The organism is Vibrio sp. 2433-A1 (assembly GCF_056726085.1).
The window spans coordinates 23,636-41,658 of sequence record NZ_JBRESC010000009.1 but is presented as its reverse complement, the minus strand read 5'-3'; the positions used below and the strand labels follow the sequence as shown (position 1 = coordinate 41,658).

Annotated in this window: 13 protein-coding genes; 7 read left to right on the top strand and 6 right to left on the bottom strand. The window is 44.3% G+C overall.

Going from position 1 to position 18,023, the window contains the following annotated elements; all coding sequences use genetic code 11:
- Position 1: 1 nt before the first annotated feature.
- Positions 2 to 1,135, top strand: a complete 1,134-nt coding sequence (gene nrdB, locus ACU01J_RS10855; RefSeq protein ID WP_481085724.1) for a class Ia ribonucleoside-diphosphate reductase subunit beta — start codon at positions 2 to 4, stop codon at positions 1,133 to 1,135.
- The gene (gene yfaE, locus ACU01J_RS10850; protein WP_481085723.1) at positions 1,135 to 1,413 is read left to right on the top strand and encodes a class I ribonucleotide reductase maintenance protein YfaE; all 279 of its coding nucleotides are present in this window, start codon (positions 1,135 to 1,137) and stop codon (positions 1,411 to 1,413) included. Before nrdB ends, yfaE begins: the two co-directional genes overlap by 1 nt.
- A gap of 155 nt (positions 1,414 to 1,568) precedes the next feature.
- Here the strand turns inward: yfaE and ACU01J_RS10845 are convergent, their stop codons facing one another.
- Together ACU01J_RS10845 and ACU01J_RS10840 are read right to left on the bottom strand one after the other, a co-directional pair.
- Entirely contained in the window at positions 1,569 to 1,826 is a 258-nt protein-coding gene (locus ACU01J_RS10845) for a hypothetical protein (protein ID WP_481085722.1), read from the bottom strand.
- A 243-nt stretch (positions 1,827 to 2,069) separates the two neighbouring features.
- Positions 2,070 to 3,311 (bottom strand): CinA family nicotinamide mononucleotide deamidase-related protein, encoded by a 1,242-nt coding sequence (locus ACU01J_RS10840; protein ID WP_481085721.1) that lies wholly within the window; start codon positions 3,309 to 3,311, stop codon positions 2,070 to 2,072.
- A gap of 176 nt (positions 3,312 to 3,487) precedes the next feature.
- Between ACU01J_RS10840 and ACU01J_RS10835 the strand changes: the two genes are divergently transcribed.
- The 3 genes from ACU01J_RS10835 (at position 3,488) to ACU01J_RS10825 (ending at position 6,182) form a co-directional block, all read left to right on the top strand.
- Positions 3,488 to 4,384: a DUF3943 domain-containing protein gene (locus ACU01J_RS10835; protein WP_481085720.1), complete on the top strand. Its 897-nt coding sequence runs from the start codon at positions 3,488 to 3,490 to the stop codon at positions 4,382 to 4,384.
- A gap of 221 nt (positions 4,385 to 4,605) precedes the next feature.
- Entirely contained in the window at positions 4,606 to 5,118 is a 513-nt protein-coding gene (locus ACU01J_RS10830) for a glycine cleavage system transcriptional repressor (protein ID WP_481085719.1), read from the top strand.
- 113 nt (positions 5,119 to 5,231) lie between these two features.
- Entirely contained in the window at positions 5,232 to 6,182 is a 951-nt protein-coding gene (locus ACU01J_RS10825; RefSeq protein ID WP_481085718.1) for an endonuclease/exonuclease/phosphatase family protein, read from the top strand.
- A gap of 100 nt (positions 6,183 to 6,282) precedes the next feature.
- On the opposite strand, the gene nspC is transcribed toward ACU01J_RS10825, so the two are convergent.
- The 4 genes from nspC to ACU01J_RS10805 all read right to left on the bottom strand — a co-directional run bounded on the left by nspC (position 6,283) and on the right by ACU01J_RS10805 (position 15,790).
- Complete coding sequence (gene nspC, locus ACU01J_RS10820) at positions 6,283 to 7,422, bottom strand: carboxynorspermidine decarboxylase (protein WP_481085717.1); 1,140 nt, start codon at positions 7,420 to 7,422, stop codon at positions 6,283 to 6,285.
- A 198-nt stretch (positions 7,423 to 7,620) separates the two neighbouring features.
- Positions 7,621 to 8,874, bottom strand: a complete 1,254-nt coding sequence (locus ACU01J_RS10815) for a carboxynorspermidine synthase (protein ID WP_481085716.1) — start codon at positions 8,872 to 8,874, stop codon at positions 7,621 to 7,623.
- A gap of 14 nt (positions 8,875 to 8,888) precedes the next feature.
- The gene (locus tag ACU01J_RS10810) at positions 8,889 to 11,804 is read right to left on the bottom strand and encodes a diaminobutyrate--2-oxoglutarate transaminase family protein (protein ID WP_481085715.1); all 2,916 of its coding nucleotides are present in this window, start codon (positions 11,802 to 11,804) and stop codon (positions 8,889 to 8,891) included.
- 509 nt (positions 11,805 to 12,313) lie between these two features.
- Positions 12,314 to 15,790, bottom strand: a complete 3,477-nt coding sequence (locus ACU01J_RS10805) for a cadherin domain-containing protein (protein WP_481085714.1) — start codon at positions 15,788 to 15,790, stop codon at positions 12,314 to 12,316.
- 317 nt (positions 15,791 to 16,107) lie between these two features.
- Here ACU01J_RS10805 and ACU01J_RS10800 point away from each other — a divergent pair, with 317 nt between their 5' ends.
- Entirely contained in the window at positions 16,108 to 17,400 is a 1,293-nt protein-coding gene (locus ACU01J_RS10800) for a TolC family outer membrane protein (protein ID WP_481085843.1), read from the top strand.
- A 49-nt stretch (positions 17,401 to 17,449) separates the two neighbouring features.
- Positions 17,450 to 18,016, top strand: a complete 567-nt coding sequence (locus tag ACU01J_RS10795) for an OmpA family protein (RefSeq protein ID WP_481085842.1) — start codon at positions 17,450 to 17,452, stop codon at positions 18,014 to 18,016.
- The last annotated feature ends 7 nt before the right edge of the window (positions 18,017 to 18,023 follow it).

Here is an 18,023-nt window from a genome sequence, read left to right as displayed (position 1 = left end):
CATGGCTTACAGTACTTTTAACCGAACTAAGAACGACCAACTGAAAGAACCAATCTTCTTGGGTCAATCGGTAAACGTTGCACGTTACGATCAACAAAAATTTGAAATTTTCGAAAAATTAATCGAGAAGCAACTGTCTTTCTTCTGGCGTCCAGAAGAAGTGGATGTATCGAGTGATCGTATCGACTACAACAAGCTACCAGATCACGAAAAACACATTTTCATCTCAAACCTAAAGTACCAAACACTACTGGATTCTATTCAGGGTCGTAGCCCTAACGTTGCGCTACTTCCATTGGTTTCTCTACCAGAAGTAGAAACATGGATTGAGACTTGGTCTTTCTCTGAGACTATCCACTCGCGCTCTTACACTCACATCATCCGTAACATCGTTAATGATCCGGGCCTTGTGTTTGATGATATCGTTGAAAATGAACACATTCTAAAGCGTGCTAAAGATATTTCACGCTACTACGATGACTTGATCCAACTGACTAACGACTACCACCGTTACGGTGAAGGCAAACATACAATCAACGGCGAAGAAGTGACTATCACTCTTCATGACCTGAAGAAAAAACTTTATGTGTGCCTAATGTCAGTGAACGCACTAGAAGCGATTCGTTTTTACGTAAGTTTCGCATGTTCATTTGCATTTGCTGAACGTGAGTTGATGGAAGGTAATGCAAAAATCATCAAACTAATTGCTCGTGATGAAGCGCTACACCTAACGGGTACACAGCACATGATTAACCTGCTTCGTAACGGTCAAGATGACTTCTCATTCATGCAGATCGCAGAAGAATGTAAGCAAGAGTGTTTCGACCTATTCAAAGAAGCGGCTGAGCAAGAAAAAGAATGGGCAGAATATCTATTTAAAGATGGCTCAATGATTGGTCTGAACAAAGACATTCTTTGTCAATATGTTGAGTACATTACCAATATCCGTATGCAAGCTGTTGGCCTTGGCGCAGCTTACCCAGAAGCGACATCGAACCCAATTCCATGGATCAACGCTTGGTTATCTTCTGATAACGTTCAGGTTGCTCCTCAGGAAGCAGAGATTTCATCTTACCTAGTTGGTCAGATTGATAGTGATGTTCGTGCGGATGACTTTAAGGACTTCGAACTGTAATGCCAACAATCAAAATCAACGGAATGACACCTATTCAATCTCACCCCTCGAATACCATTCTAGAAACAATGGAAAACGCAGGAGTAGAGCCAGAATACAATTGCCGTGACGGACACTGCGGCGCTTGTCGCTGTAAGTTGATCTCAGGTGAAGTGGAATACGTTGGTTTTGCTATGGCTTATACCGAAGAGCGCGAAATTTTACCGTGCATCTGTAAAGCAAAGTCTGATATCGAGATTGAAGGTGTTCAGTATGCGCTAAAAGAAAAACGCGCATAGTACATTTTTAGTCATCAAAAAAGCCCTTTAGTTCACCACTAAAGGGCTTTTTGTCTATGAAGAATAAGGTGTATAAGCTAGTCACGCGAGTTCCAGCAGATATAGTAAAGTGAATAACTATACAACTATTAAAAGAGTAAGGCTTGCGCTTGCTTTTATGCGTTTAATTTAGCAGGCGCACGCGACAAAAATGCATCAGCGGTCAGCATAGACACGGCTTTATCACCGATCTCTCTTCCATCGTCATCAAAAAGCGAAAGGTGGTAGCCTAAGCTATCCCCTACGATTTTTTCTTTCGGAGCTTGTCGCCACAAAGAGATCATATCTTGACGCTCATCCTTAAGTGCCTCACCCAAAATAACTTTTTGACTAGCAACTTGGTACCATACAAGGATTTTGGACTGACTAAACATACTAACCCCTCCGTGAAAATAGCGATTCGAGTAGTCAGTTTATCCTCTTCACCAGCAAAAATAAGTACCAAAAGTGAGACATTTTTGGCTTCTATTTAAAATCATTGAGTTAAGCTATATATGAATGCGCTATAAAAAAATATTTAACTGATTAAAATGAAATATCAAGTGCATTCATTTGCTTATTACAGAATGCCAACCCAAGCCGAATTGACAAATATAAATAGTCAGCTCACTGAATTATTATGCGCCAATTGCACTTCGTGGAATAAACATCTCTTTTTCACGAGTCAATGAGCTGTAACTTGCAAACATAGGTTTAGCGCTTAAGTAACGACGAAGCATATCCGCTGCAATAGTAGTGATAACAAGCGTACGCTCTTTGCGCGAGTAATCTCTATTAAATGTTAGAGTTTGTCCCCACTCACCTTCCGGCGTCGCCAAAGCAACTGAAAACGTCTTGTTGACCACCTTCCCTGTCACTATGGCAATATCAGTCGCGCATTTCTCTTTAGTCGCACCAACAAGTGCTAATACCGAAGCTAACACGTCATCACTACCTTCAGCTAATGCCACTTTTTCGCCTAACACCCAGCCGTGACCACAATACTCTGCCGCACCTTCATGAGATTGAACCCATTGAGATAACGCACCATAAGTTGATTGTTCTGCAGTAGAGATTGACTGCTTCTTATCTAAGATCAAATGGGCGACGTGATCTTGCATAGACTCATCAATGCTCACAACATTGGCTTCCACCAAGCTAAAAATCATCTGTAGCAGCTTTACACGTCTATCTAGATCTTCTTTTGGCCCAAACAACTTAACCTCAATATACGGAAGGTATGAGCGATAGCCTAAGCTATACCCTTCAGGAAGCTGCATCTTATCGAGCTTATCGGAAAGCGCCGATTCCGAAGTACCAAATGTATACAGCTTGCTACACTCTTGACCACTGATGTCTGGGTAACAACGCTTAATATCAGGCAGAACTTGCTGATCTACCATTAACTTAAATTCACTCGGCACACCTGGCGTAAAATAGAAATCACAGTCGTTAAAGGTGACCTTGAAGCCACAAGCCGTACCTATTGGGTTATCAAGTAATTGCGACCCTTTCGGCAGCATCGCTTGCTTAATATTACTTTCTGGCATTGTGACCCCCCTTGCAGCAAAAAATTGCTCCAAACGAGTCTGCCATTCAGGGAAAAGAGTCAGTTCTGTTTCTGCCGCAACAGCCGCCGCCTCAGAACTCAGATCGTCAGCTGTTGGCCCTAAGCCACCATTGACCACAACGACATCACAATTAAAGCTCAGCATCATCAGCTCTTCGATCAAAGAAGACATTTCATCGCCTACCGTCGAACGTTTAGTCACGCTGTAACCATGCTCAAAGAAACGTTGAGACAACCAAGCGGCATTCGTATCAACAATATCTCCGTGGAGGACCTCTTCCCCAGTGCTTAGCATTGCAATTTTTAACATCGTTTATCCTTAGTGGGAAATGTCACACATTTGATGAGTTTACCGTTAATTCCTATCGCAATCCGGTAAAAAACGTCTAAGTTTCTAATTTAGAACAAATACTGGTTCCCATTACTCTGACTTTAATAGATAATTGTGAACCCGATCATTAAAAAATAATAACTGTGGAGTTTTCCGTGTTTAAAAAGAGCATCGCCGCTTTATTGATGTCAGCATCTGCATGTGCCAACGCCAATATCTACGACTCAAGTCAGCATATTGAATTTTCATACACTGTAGACCAAGCTGAGTTCGACACGCTCTCTTACAACTCTTATCAGTACACCTCTCAAGACCCATATTCATTAAGCCTTACTGAAGACAACTTAAAGCTAGAAGATCCAGGTTTACCAAAATACCTTACAGCTTCAAGTGAAAAAGATTGGGATTACTTAATGGGCCAAACTTACACCATTCTTGGCTTAAGTGTTGCGACCGTTGGTCTAATGACTCTACTACCTGAGTCAATCACTAAATGGGATGAGGAAAATCGTAATCTAAGCGGCTTAGGCTCAAAATGGAAGGACAACGTCACTTCAGGTCCAGTTTGGGACCGTGATGAACACTTCTTAAACTACATCATGCACCCATACTTCGGTGGTGTTTACTATACCGCAGCCCGCCATGCTGGCTTTAATGAGTTTGAGTCTTTCCTTTACTCTGCCACTATGTCGACATTCTTCTGGGAATACGGTGTAGAAGCTTTTGCTGAAGTTCCATCATGGCAAGATATCTTCATCACTCCATTCTTCGGTGCTGTTGTTGGTGAAATGATGTTTGAAACGGAGCAAGGCATCGTCGCATCAGGCGGGGAAGTTATGGGTTCAGAAACCATAGGTGACGTCACGCTATTCTTCTTAAACCCTGTTGGTCACATTCACGGCTGGGTAAGTGATGCATGGGGTGGTAGCGCAGAATTCCAATACAGCAGTACTCCATGGTTTGGTAACCAAGATGCCGCGCAGTTCGCGATGGATGCGGGTGCAAGCTATGACAACGCATTCTACGGCGTGGAAATGAAGATCAGCTTCTAACACGATCCACGATCACGCAATTTGAAAAAGCGACGTTCATACGTCGTTTTTTTGTGCTCTCGTTAAAATAACCGTAATACCAACAATAGATTAGGGCCAAAAATTGACCTAGCTCAAACCTAAATCCCCTGTACTTCCTAAACTGACGTTAGGCACCGATTCGTCTTTCATCGCTGTAGAGATTGAATAGTCATGCCTTACTCAGCGCTAGGAGGCCTAATATGAACAGCACATTCATTGTAAATTTTGTCGGTAAAGCAACCCCAGCAACCATTAAACAACTTGCTGCCATCACACATGAAAACGATGGCAAATGGCTTATTAGCAAAGTTAATTTCATCGAAAATCAGGTTGCAGCAGTTATTAAAGTCGAATTACCTTCAGATAACGCTCAATTGGTAAAAGATGCTTTTTCTTCTCACCCAGATTTGCTGGTGCAAATTACCGATTCTGATCTGAATAGCCACAGTGCAGATACCATTTACCAGTTACGACTCGACTCCAATGACCGCGCGGGTATCGTAAATGAAATTACTCACGTACTGGATGGTCAAGGTATTAGCATCTTAGATATGGACTGCCAACGGGTGTTTATTGCTGGTGGTGGCGGTGTTAGCTCTAGCTTATTTACTGCTAATATCGCAATGCGTCTCCCGACCGAAGTGTTGATCGACGATGTCGCCAAAGAGCTAGAAGCATTAAGTGAAGATACACGCGTTATGGTTGAAGCCTAACCGAAAAACAGCCATCAATATCTCTATTGATGGCTGTTCACGCTTATCTGTTCAATTACGGCTTAACAGTTGCTACCCTTAGCTAGCCAATCAACCTTTACAAGGTATCCGAATTGAACGCAACAAAAACACTTACTTTTGCCACCGCTAACTTGTTTAATTTCCTTAAGCCACCCGACGCTTTTTATGAGTTTTCTAATATCTATGATCAACAAGAGTGGCAAGCTAAGTGCCAGTGGACAAAATCGCAAATTACTCATCTAAACGCTGATATCATCGGCCTGCAGGAAGTCTTTAGTATAGAAGCCGCCCAACAGCTTCTCGCTGAATGTGACTTCCCCTATTTTGTCACCGTAGATACACCAAAATCCGAAAGTGATTATATTTATTCTCGCCCCGTCGTTGCCTTGGCGTCGAAGTATCCTATTACTCACGCAGAGGCCGTCCAACCTTTAAACGAGTGGGCTAAAGCCTATCAGGTTGAGTTACCCCAATTTAGTCGCAAACCCATCCATGCTGTTATCAAAGTGCCAACTATTGGCGATGTTTCAGTGTATGTTTGTCATTTGAAGTCTCAACGTGCCACTGACCCAGCGATGCAAGGCGAGACAAGTCAGCTCCTTGGCCAGTGGCTATCAAGTCAATTACGAGGCTGGGAAGCGGTGATGCTTAAACTGTATATGGACAAACACTATCAGAAATCACCAATGCCTACTGCTCTGCTCGGGGACATGAACCAACCTTTGACCAGCGACATCACACGGCTACTAACTCTACAAACAGATGATGAAGGTGAAGCTTTGGTTTTAACCGATAGCTGGCAGGCTTATACAGATACGGACGCGTCCCCTACCCGCGCTGCGACTCATTATCATTTTTCACAAGGAAACGTGCTCGATTACGTTATCCTCTCTCAAGAGTTTCAGCCTGACTCCCAACGCTCTATTGCAGAAGTTACTAGCTATCTTGTCCAAGATCAGCACCTGATTAACCCAATCTATCAACAAGATAAGCAAGCAAGCGATCACGCCTTTGTAGCCGTGGGCACCCAGTTCTTGGTTTAACGATAAGTATTGAAGGGTGATATCTGGTAATTGCCATCGCAACATCAAAAAAGCAGAAAAAACCTCTCACTGGGCGATGTACTTATTCATTATTTATAACTTACTCAACTGACCACTGAGATAACGAACGTTTAAAATCTGAATAATCGAATTCGTTCAGCTTTTGGATATTACCACTTGAGCGCTTACAATAGACCGAAGGCATGCGTAATCCGTTAAACCAATTGAGCTTAACCATGGTGTAACCAGCACTATCAAGAACGTGCAGACGCTGGCCAATTTTCAGAGGCGCTTCAAACTTCGCTTCGCAGAACTGATCACCCGCAAGGCAAGAACAAGAACCAATTACATACTCATGCTCACCGGTTTCTGATGCTTCAAGAACAGAAGCTGGCTCGTCGTAGATAAGCGTATCGAGTCGGTGCGCTTCTGTTGCTGAATCAACAATCGCTGTTTTCTTCACGTTTTCAACAATATCAACCACTGTCACTACAAGGTCGGTTGTCTTTGTGATGATCGCTTCGCCCGGCTCCAAGTACATTTGAACACCATGCTTCTCAGAGAATGCTTTAAGCGCAAGACCAAGCTTATCGATATCATAGCCCGGCCATGTAAAGAACACACCACCGCCCATACTCACCCAATCTAGCTTATCGAGATATTCACCAAACTGCTCTGAGATTGAATCTAGCAAGCCGATAAACGCATCCACATCTTTGTTTTCACAGTTCATGTGGAACATCACGCCATCGATATCTTCAAATACTTCTGGTTTGATATGATCTGCTTGAACACCTAAGCGAGAGAACTGACGCGCCGGGTTTGCCAAGTCTTGACCTGCATAGCTTACACCTGGATTTAATCGCAGGCCGATTGAAGCTTTGCCTTCGATAATATGACGGTACGCCGCAAGCTGAGACTGCGAGTTGAAGATCATCTTGTCACAGATATCTGCCACTTCACGAACATCATCTTCACTGTAGCCAACACTGTACGCGTGAGTTTCACCACCAAAGGTCTCATAGCCAAGTTTTACTTCAAAAGGACCAGAACTTGTCGTGCCATCTAAATAAGGCTTGATGATGTCAAATACACCCCAAGTCGAGAAACACTTCAGCGCAAGCACCAGCTTAACGCCAGAGATCTCTTTTAGCTGTTTTGCTTTCTCTAGGTTCTCAATCAACTTATCTTCGTTGATCATAAAGTATGGGGTTTTAAGTTCTTCTTTCTTAAATGTCATTTTCTATACGCACTCAAGCAGCATCTAAAGATGGAAAGGAAAATTAAAAGGTTGGTGTGATTTAGTTTGATTTGTCCTGTCCGAACGCAGTGAGTTACAAAATCAAACTAAATAATACCAACACCTTAAGGCAATCATCGCTAAAAAGGGAACAATCCGTGTCCCCTTTAATAAGTAATCAGACCAAATGGTCAGTTCTTATTTTTCCAATTCATGGATCAGTGGTAGACCTTGACCTGCTTCAAGCTCTTGCACATGCCAATCTAGACCAATGCTAGGCATCGTTTCTAGGAATGGATCTGGGTTTAGCTGCTCCATGTTGAACACGCCTTTATCTGCCCACTCGCCACGGAAGAACTGAAGCGCAGCAGTGATCGCTGGTACACCCGTTGTGTATGAGATCGCTTGGTGCTCAACATCTTCGTACGCTACTTCGTGGTCAGCGTTGTTGTAGATGAATACGCTACGCTCTTTACCATCTTTCTTACCTTGAACCCAAGTACCGATACACGTTAGCCCCGTGTAACCTGGTGCTAGAGATGTTGGGTCAGGTAGCAGTGCTTTCAGTACATGAAGAGGCTGAACCACAGTACCATCATGCAGTGTTAGCGGATCTGGGCTAAGCAAACCGATATCACGCATACAGTTGAAGTAGTTTAGGTACTTATCACCAAAACCCATCCAGAACTCGATACGCTTAGCAGGAATGAACTCTTTCATTGAGCGAACTTCGTCGTGCGCCATAGAGTAAACTTTGTGTGTACCACAGTTCGGGAAATCAAATTCAAGCATACGAGAATGACAAGAAACCTGTTTCCACTCTTCGTTTTCCCAGTAGAAAGAGTCGCCTTGGATCTCAAGCATGTTTGTTTCAGGATCAAAGTTAGTCGCGAACTTCTTACCGTGGTCGCCTGCGTTAACATCCATAACGTCAATCGTATCGATCTCATCAAACAGATGCTTAACAGCGTAAGCAGCGAATACTGACACAACGCCCGGATCGAAGCCAGCACCAAGAATACCTGTGATACCCGCTTCAACGAACTTCTCGCGGTAACCCCACTGCCAATCATAAGCTTGTGGTACTTGCTGACCTTCAGAACATAGGTCAACCGCTACTGATGTATCTAAGTAAGAGACTTTCGCTTGGTAACATGCTTCCATAATCGTCATGTTTACCCACGGAGGACCTGCGTTAATCACTAGATCCGGCTGAACTTCTTTAATAAGCGCAACAAGTGCATCAACGTCGTCAGCGTTCACTGCACGAGCTTCTAGTTTCTTAGATGCATCTTTCAGATTATTTTTCTTCTGAATAGATTCGATGATCTTTTCACATTTGCTCACTGTACGTGACGCGATTGTGATATCACCTAGTACGTCGTTATTTTGTGCTGCTTTATGTGCTATAACCCAGCCAACGCCGCCTGCACCAATCTGTAGAATTGCCATTGTTTTCGTTACCTCTATTTCGCTAGCTCAGCCGCTAGAGTATGGATTTTTGTTAGTAAAGATTCGAAGTCCGCAATCTTTAAACATGGGTTCAAAATCGTAAATTTCAGTGCGGACTTTCCGCCCACGACTGTTTCTCCAAGAACAGCAACGCCGCGAGTGAGCGCCTCTAGTCTTAGAGCTTTATTGAGTTCATCTAAATCCGTGGCACTATTCCCTAACTGTTCAGGGAGTACTGCGCGGAACAACACCGTCGACAGTGATGGTTGCGCAAGAAGTTCAAAACCTTCATGGTCTTGCACTAGAGAAGCGACCTGCTGAGTCTGCTCAAGCAAGTGATCGTACATTTCACCTAACATATTTGGCCCAACGCTTTGCATCGTCATAAAAACTTTCAATGCGTCGAAACGTTTGGTTGTCGCAATAGACTTATCAACCAGGTTAGGCAGTTCATCATGTTCACGATTAAGGTAATCAGCATGATGCAGCAGATACTTAAAGTTAGCCTTGTCTTTCAGCAGTACGGCGCCGCAACTGATCGTTTGATAGAACAGTTTATGAAAATCAACACTGACAGAATCCGCACGCTCAATACCTTTTAAACGATCTTTATGACTACTTAGAATTAGCGCGCCACCGTAGGCACTGTCTACGTGGAACCAAAGTTCATTGTTAGCCGCTAGATCAGCAATCGCCTCTAAATCGTCAATCGCGCCGTGGTCAGTCGTCCCAGCAGTACCCACGACCGCAAATGGAATTAAACCTTCGGACTTTAACGTGTCGATTTCAGCGTTAAGTGCATCAACTTTAATCGTACCGTTATCATTAACGTCAACACAACATACGGCATTTTCACCCAATCCTAACAACGATGCTGACTTTTGCACAGTGAAGTGAGACTTTTTAGAGCATAGAATACGGAGCTTGTTGGCGTATTCAGGTAAGCCCAGTTTTTGAATCGAATGATTGTCGAATTTTTCCGCGATCCAATCACGCGCCAGCAGTAAGCCCATCAAGTTGCTTTGTGTGCCACCACTGGTGAAAATGCCATCCGCTTGAGTGCCAAGGTCATACTTGTCACACATCCAGTCAACAACTCTCTGCTCGACATACGTTGCAGCAGAGGCTTGGTCCCATGAGTCCATAGATTGGTTTAGAGCAGCAATCATCGCTTCAGCGACAACTGAAGACATCAACGGCGGTGTATGCAGATGCGCAATACAGTCAGGGTGCTGAACAATGATGGAATTCTTCGCGACAAGCTCTGCTGTGTCACCAATCACATCCACTAGCGAGGCGTTTTTGTTGTCTAGGTCAACAGCATTGATCGCTTGTTCGAGTCGCTTAGGCTCTAAGCCAGAGTATGGCGCATCAACTTGCTCAAATACTGACTTCATCGCCGCAGCTGTATGATTCATCACTTTCGCGAACTCATCACTGCCCGCTTTACCGGCATGAATAAAGTGCTTCTTCCAAAATTCGTTTGACTCTTCTTGGGTTACTCGCTGGCCACCTGCCGCAAGTATCGCTTCTTCAAGCACACGCAACGCAAAGTCAATTTGTTCGAATGAGATAATTAAAGGGGGTAAGAAACGAATCACAGAACCGTCACGACCACCTTTCTCTACCATCAAACCACGCTCTAACGCAGCGCGCTGAATTTTAAGCGTTAGCTCACCATCCGCGAGTGGCTCTCCGAACTTATTCAGTTCCGTGCCCGGTTTGCGGATCTCAACGCCTAGCATCAAACCCTTGCCACGTACATCTGCAATGCAGTTAACGCGCTTTTGAATCGCTTCTAAGCCATGGCGTAAATACTGACCTGCAACATTCGCATGACCCACTAAGTCGTCACGCTCAATGATCTCTAGCGCTTTTGCACCTGAAATCATTGCTAATTGGTTTCCGCGGAAAGTTCCTGTGTGCTCACCCGGCTTCCACGTATCGTGTTCTTTGTTGATAACCAACAGAGACATCGGCAAGCCACCACCAATCGCTTTCGACAGACACAAAATATCAGGAACAATACCCGCTTCTTCAAACGCAAAGTTGTAACCTGATTTACCAACGCCGCACTGAATTTCATCAAAGATAAGAAGAATATCGTGCTCATCACAAATACGGCGCAATTCACGCAGCCAAAATGCCGGCGCTGGTACAACGCCTCCCTCACCTTGTACTGGTTCAACGATCATCGCGGCAGGTTTCATAATGCCTGCCTCGTCATCATTGAGTAGACGCTCGATATAGCGGATACCCGCTTTAGCACCTTCATCACCACCAAGACCAAAAGGACAACGCAAATCGTAAGGGAAAGGCATGAAATGGACATCAGACATCAGTCCGGTACGGCGCGCTTTGGTGCCTAAGTTACCCATCATGCCCATGGTACCGTTGGTCATGCCATGATATGCACCACGGAAGGCAAACATGGTATTGCGACCCGTTGTTTGCTTCGCAAGCTTAATCGCCGCTTCAACTGCATCAGCACCAGAAGGGCCACAAAATTGAATAACGCTATTTGCAGCAAGCTCTTGCGGTAAAAAGTTCTTCACTGACTTGATAAACGTTGTTTTTGCTTCGGTTGGTATATCAAGTGTTTGGTACGGAAGACCTGAGTCCAATTGCGACTTTAACGCTTGATTGATCTCTGGGTGGTTATAACCCAAAGCAAGCGTGCCCGCCCCGGCAAGACAATCTAAGAAAAGCTGACCACGTGTATCTTCAACCAATGCGCCATAAGCTTGTTTAATGGCAATAGGTAGTCGACGTGGGTATGAACGAACCTCAGATTCGTGCATTTCTTGATCGAGTAAAATTTGATCCGGTGTTAGGTCGTATAGACCCTCAATCACTGGAATCTGAGTTGAAAATGGAGTTGCGATCTCCGCATTGATTACTGCGTTATCGACTTCAAAGGCTGTGCTCATGATTTAATCCCTTGAAATGTAATACTTCCCTCTTTCGCCAAATTACGAATATGAAGGTGTAACAAGCCATTCCGCGTTATTTCTAAATAGCGCGTACAGCAAATCGATCCATCAAACTGATGGACTACATGTCAGGAGTTAGATCAAGGTTCAGTAATGCAACTGTCTTGTAAAACAGGGCATTGAGGAAGAACTAAGCTGATTAATGTGTGTTTGTTAAGTGAGTTCATGTTGGGTTTCCCATTTACATGCCACCAAGTGACATTAGTATCCCGTCTATCAACAACAAGAGGTTGCTGATACCTACCCTACGCAAAAATACTCAGCTCGAATATTAACTACGCGTATCCCCCAGAATATCGACTTTTCGACTCTCCTCCGAGATTGCGGCGAAAATTATCACAATTTGAAATCATCTGGCAATATTTTTTCATCAAAGACACGCAAATAATGACTTAACTATCAAAAAGGCCAACCGTTTGGCTGGCCTAATATTCTACTTGTTGACATTACGCGGCATCTGTTTTGAGTACTTGAGTTAGCATCTCCAATTCACTGGTAATTGTGTTATTAGTAATAAAACCTGCTTCTTCAAACGCATCAGTCACACCTTCTAGGATAATGGTCTGCTCGCGTCCATCATCCGTTACTGTCATCACAACGTTTTCACCATCAACTTCCGCAGATATTGAGTCAATCAAATCACCAACCAGCACGTTATCATCCTCTTCTAAGATGCCTCTTAGGTCGAGAAGGTCTGAACCTAACTCAAAATTATCAACAACATCAGTGCCGTTATCTAGCGTAGAATCCAACCATGTGAAGATATTGGCGTTTTCATCACCCAGCATCATTTGGTTACCCAGATCGGCATCAAGTGAATCACCGAGCCCTGCTGAAAGGACTTCATACTCAGGTGAGTCTTCGACATCAATGGTGACCGTTGACTCATTACTGATTGCCAGCTCTGAATCGACCGCAACGTAATCGAAAGTCACATCTTCGGTAATCTCTTCCGTACCAGATAGGTAACGTAGCTCCCAGTTACCGCCTGTACCGCTGAGCTCCATAGAGACAATTGGATTATCTGGAGAAGAGTAGCTGAACTCATACAATAGTTGTTCATTACCGACATCGCCTTCATCTTTCTGGTATTGCTCTACGTGGGTAGTACCATCCACGAAGGTATACGTGACCTCAACATAAACATTACTATTGGCTGTAAACGCCCCTCCCATACCATCTAATCCAAACGTCACCACTCCAAGAGGGTTATTGCTTAGGTCGATGATTAAGGTTTCTTGCTTGTTCATACCGTTACCATCAGTATCACCAATACCCCAGCCTACATGGTTAGGGCCGCCAGTGTATTGTTTCAGAGCTTTGTCATTGTTATCAGTAATGCTGACCCCAATGGTATTTCCGTTTTCTAAAGTAATAACTCTTTCAGTATCACTGACATACTCGCCCCAGTTGTAGAAGCCATCTTCACCAAGAACAATATCCGCGGGATCACCGCTATGCCCCATTTCAAACGGGTCACCAACGCCCGGTACATAAGTAAAGTTGTCAGGATCAAACAACTTACTTGGGTCAATCTCTTCACCTAAAACATGTAAGTCAGCTTCAGTAACTACACGGGTATCACCAAAGTCATCGGTATAGAGCAAGGTGCCATACTGAGGTAAAGACGTGATCATGATATTGAGTTGGATGCCGTTAAAGTCATCATCTTCGTCTGAAATATGATCTAAAGATTCGTCATCAGAGTCGAAGATAATTGGAACAATAATCGCGTCACCCGCATCGACGTTAAAGTCTTCGGTCACAGGCAGCTCATTCACATCCAGTTCTGATAGGTCCACGTCCACATAGGTTGTTAGTTCACCATCTGTAGCTGCAACCGTAATGACATGCTCATTAGGAAGTGACTCGAAATTGTTGGTAAACGCCTCAACACCTGCTGCTGTCAGTGAAATTTCACCGCTTTCACTATTTATTTCAAACAAATCTTGGTCGTTGAATTGGAGGTTTGCACTGATGCTATACGTAACGACATCGCCGGCGTCTTCGTCTGTCGCGCTCACGCTACCGATGACATAGTCGTCGGTCGAGTTTTCGTTGTAGCTAAACTCATAGCCCCCTTCAGGCTCATCAAACACTGGCGCTTCATTGATATCCAACTCTGACAAATCGACTTCAACGAAGGTCGTTAGCTCACCGTCCGATGCGGCCACTGTGATGGTGTGCTCATTGGAGAGTGATTCAAAATCATTGGTAAACGCCTCAACACCTGCTGCTGTCAGTGAAATTTCACCGCTTTCACTGTCTATTTCAAACAGATCTTGGTCGTTGAATTGGAGGTTTGCACTGATGCTATACGTAACGACATCGCCGGCGTCTTCGTCTGTCGCGCTCACGCTACCGATGACATAGTCGTCGGTCGAGTTTTCGTTGTAGCTGAACTCATAGCCCCCTTCAGGCTCATCAAACACTGGCGCTTCATTGATATCCAACTCTGATAAGTCAACTTCAACGAAGGTCGTTAGCTCACCGTCCGATGCGGCCACTGTGATGGTGTGCTCATTGGAAAGTGATTCAAAATCATTGGTAAACGCCTCAACACCTGCTGCTGTCAGTGAGATCTCCCCCGTTTCACTGTCTATCTCAAACAGGTCTTGTTCGTTGAATTGAACATTTTCGCTGATGCTGTACGTGACCACGTCACCATCATCTTCATCTGTCGTGCTCACGGTACCGATAACATATTCATCGGTCGAGTTTTCGTTGTAGCTGAACTCGTATCCACCTTCAGGCTCATCAAACACTGGGGCTTCATTGACTCCGATTTCAGTCAACACCACATCAACATCAACTGACTGCGGTTCACCTATACCATCACCCTCTGTAACGGTGACAACGAGATTGTGTACATTACTTAATGTTTCAAAATCATTGGCAAATGATTCTGAACCTGCGGCAGTCAACGAGATCTCACCAGAATCAGGGTCAATTGAGAAGAGAGCTTCCCCACCCTCATTTTCGACATTGGTTGAGATAGAAAAAATAAGTACTTGATTATCTGGGTCCGTTGCTTCGACTTGTCCGACTATTGTGCCTGCTTCACTATTTTCTTCAAAATCAAAACTATACACACCGTCTTCAAAGGCAAAACTAGATAGTTCCCCCTCGCCACCGCCCGGCGCAAAATCATCTGTCGCCACAAACTGAGGCAAATCATTGGTACCATTGATTGTGACCGTTACGCTGCCTAGCGTTCCATCACTCGATTCAATGGAAAATACATCAACAAGTGAATCCCCAATATTAAGTTCGTCAAATGCGCTGTTTGCAACGTATGTCCAATTGCCTTCCGCATCTATAGAGAAAACACCATTCTCACCGGCGACATTTTCCTGAACAACAAAAGTAGGGAAATCAGTTTCCGTCGCTTCAACAGTGCCAGTCACCGCCCATGGCACATCCGTTTCGAACACCGTTACAGCATCATCACCGACAAAGATTGTTTGAGCTACCACTTCAAGGAGCGCTAAACTTTGTGTTTCCGAAAGCCCTTGTGACTCAAGGCCACTCGTATCAAATTCAGTTTCAGCTATAGTTTCAGCGCCAGTCCGCTCTATATCACCTGAACCAGTTAAACTTGAACCATCTTGTCCACCAGCAGCGGTTGCAAAATCTTCATTTTGAGTTGGGTCGACACCTTCTTCAATTTGCTCGATAATCGACGCAATTTCGTTGTCTAGCTCAAGAGAAAAATTATCTCCTCCTTCTCCTACTAGCTGCGCTTCGAGACCAAAGTTATTCGGTGCATCTTCAGTCGCTGCTGTAGCACCTTGCCCAACAATCACGATGACTTCACCCGGTCCAGGAACTTCACCTGGAAGCAGTTGCCTGATCTCCCCATTAATGTCGATGACTACGGTGGTATTGTTTAGCATTAACGGCGCTAGACTCTTAGCATTCATAAGCGGATCTCCCCTTTAGCGGTGCACAGTCCCCCGCCCCCAATTAATAGGAACCAATACACCGCACGCACTGCATTACCTAAAATCTAGTCGCTGCACTATTTATAAACCAGTCAATAGCAAAAAAGTGCTAACGAAAGTCTAAAGATCATTACACGCGAAGATCTTTTTAAATCGGAGTGTCTCATTTTTAGTAATCGTCTACTAAGCTAACTGATAATTACACCTGCAATCTAACAGGTGATAACTACCCGGTTCATCTAAGCCTTAATTGTGTATTAATTGAGGAGGTTACCTTGAATTTGAAGAAGTCATTTATGGCGATTTGCGCAGTAGTATTTAGTTTCGCAACTCAAAGCCAAACATTGGAACAAGCCGTAGCAATCACCATCGCTACTAATCCAGAAATTAAAAGTTCTTACAATGAATACCAGAGTGCTGTTAAGCAAAATGATGCCTCTGTGGGTGCATATCTACCCAGCTTGGACCTCGATGCAGGCATTGGTTACGAAGGAATCGACCCAGCTGAATCGACAGGTAGGCCAGATACTGACCTGACCAGAAAGGAAGCAACTTTAAGCGTTACTCAGCTCATATGGGATGGCAACGCAACACTCAATGATATCGACCGTACCTCGGCCGAAGCTGAATCCCTCCGATGGCAATTGCTAGCAAACGCTTCAGACCTCGCGTTACAGGTTACTCAAATTTACTTAGATGCAGTAAAAGCGACCGAAGTACTCGCACTTTCTGAGAGCAACTTAGCCGTTCATAAAAAAATCTACCGTGATATTCAAAGACGAGCTGATTCTGGCATTGGGTCAACGGCCGATGTTTCTCAGGTTGAAGCTCGTATAGCAAAAGCCCATGGTAATTTACTCGCTGCACAAAACAATCTTGTTGATACACATACCCAGTTTCGCCGTGTAGTCGGACAAGAGCCTCTCGGTTTGATCTACCCTAGAGCTGATGAAACCAAGCTCCCACTGTCGTTAACCGACGCCCTCGTTCAAGCCTTTGACGTACACCCTGTAATTAAGGTATCCATAGTCGACGTCGATTCAGCTCGCTTTCAATATAAACAGTCAAAGGGAAACTATTACCCAACGCTATCGATTGAAGCCAGTCAAACATGGCGAGATGATGCGGGTGGTGATGAAGGACGCAGCGATGAAACTCTAGCGATGCTTCGTATGCGATATAACCTATACAACGGCGGCTCAGATAGTGATCTGTCTGAACGTGCAGCATATCAACTCAATCAAGCGAAGGATCTTAGGGATAATGCTTATCGTCAAGTAGAGGAAGGGTTACGACTTTCTTGGAGTGCGCTCGATCTAACACTCCAACAAAAGAATTTCCTTGCAGACCACGTAGACTCTGCTTCAGAAACCGTGATCGCCTATGAGAAACAATACCGAATAGGCCAACGAACCTTACTCGACCTCCTCAATACCGAAAATGAACTGTTTGAGGCTCGAAAAGATTATTTAGACGCTCACTATGCAGAACAATACGCAAAATACCGCGTCATGAACGCAACGGGGAATCTGTTAGATGCACTGCTGGTTGATACCCCTCAAGAATGGACTGAGCGTGTGGAGTACTAATATGAATATTAGAATTTTAATCCCAGTCTTCGCCGTAGTAGCCATACACATGACTAGTGTTATGGCGGAGGATGAATATGAATACGTCGAGCCACCTGTTGCCGACCAAGTTTCAGATTTGACGGACGATGACAAAGATGGAGTGGTCAATGCTCGTGACATTTGTCCCGGAACTCCAATTGGTGCACAAGTTGACAATGATGGTTGTGGAGCTGCAGTTGTTGAAGAAGAAGAACGCCAACTTCGTATCTTGTTTGCCAACGACTCTTATGAAATCAACCCTATCTTCTCTGACCAGATCCAAACCATGGCTCAATTCTTAGAAAAATATCAAAGTGCTTCGATTCAGATTCAAGGCTACGCGAGTAAAGTTGGGGATCCAGAATACAATCTAGAGCTGTCAAAAAAACGAGCTCATGCAGTTGAAGATGAGCTGCTCTATTATGAGGTTGATCCTAAGCGAGTGACGATTGTAGGTTACGGTGAGTCTCGACTAGAAGCTGATGGTGATGATGAAACTTCCCACGCTCTCAACCGTCGTGTAACCGCTACCGTTGTAGGATTAACTGAGAAAGTTATCGATGAATGGACCATCTTTACTATCATTGAGAAATAAATCGATA

Excerpts from the sequence above, each read along its gene's own strand:
- nrdB (WP_481085724.1), top strand. The coding sequence starts at position 2 with ATGGCTTACAGTACTTTTAACCGAACTAAGAACGACCAACTGAAAGAA.
- yfaE (WP_481085723.1), top strand. The coding sequence starts at position 1,135 with ATGCCAACAATCAAAATCAACGGAATGACACCTATTCAATCTCACCCC.
- ACU01J_RS10845 (WP_481085722.1), bottom strand. The coding sequence starts at position 1,826 with ATGTTTAGTCAGTCCAAAATCCTTGTATGGTACCAAGTTGCTAGTCAA.
- ACU01J_RS10840 (WP_481085721.1), bottom strand. The coding sequence starts at position 3,311 with ATGTTAAAAATTGCAATGCTAAGCACTGGGGAAGAGGTCCTCCACGGA.
- ACU01J_RS10830 (WP_481085719.1), top strand. The coding sequence starts at position 4,606 with ATGAACAGCACATTCATTGTAAATTTTGTCGGTAAAGCAACCCCAGCA.
- nspC (WP_481085717.1), bottom strand. The coding sequence starts at position 7,422 with ATGACATTTAAGAAAGAAGAACTTAAAACCCCATACTTTATGATCAAC.
- ACU01J_RS10815 (WP_481085716.1), bottom strand. The coding sequence starts at position 8,874 with ATGGCAATTCTACAGATTGGTGCAGGCGGCGTTGGCTGGGTTATAGCA.
- ACU01J_RS10810 (WP_481085715.1), bottom strand. The coding sequence starts at position 11,804 with ATGAGCACAGCCTTTGAAGTCGATAACGCAGTAATCAATGCGGAGATC.
- ACU01J_RS10805 (WP_481085714.1), bottom strand. The coding sequence starts at position 15,790 with ATGAATGCTAAGAGTCTAGCGCCGTTAATGCTAAACAATACCACCGTA.
- ACU01J_RS10800 (WP_481085843.1), top strand. The coding sequence starts at position 16,108 with ATGGCGATTTGCGCAGTAGTATTTAGTTTCGCAACTCAAAGCCAAACA.
- ACU01J_RS10795 (WP_481085842.1), top strand. The coding sequence starts at position 17,450 with ATGACTAGTGTTATGGCGGAGGATGAATATGAATACGTCGAGCCACCT.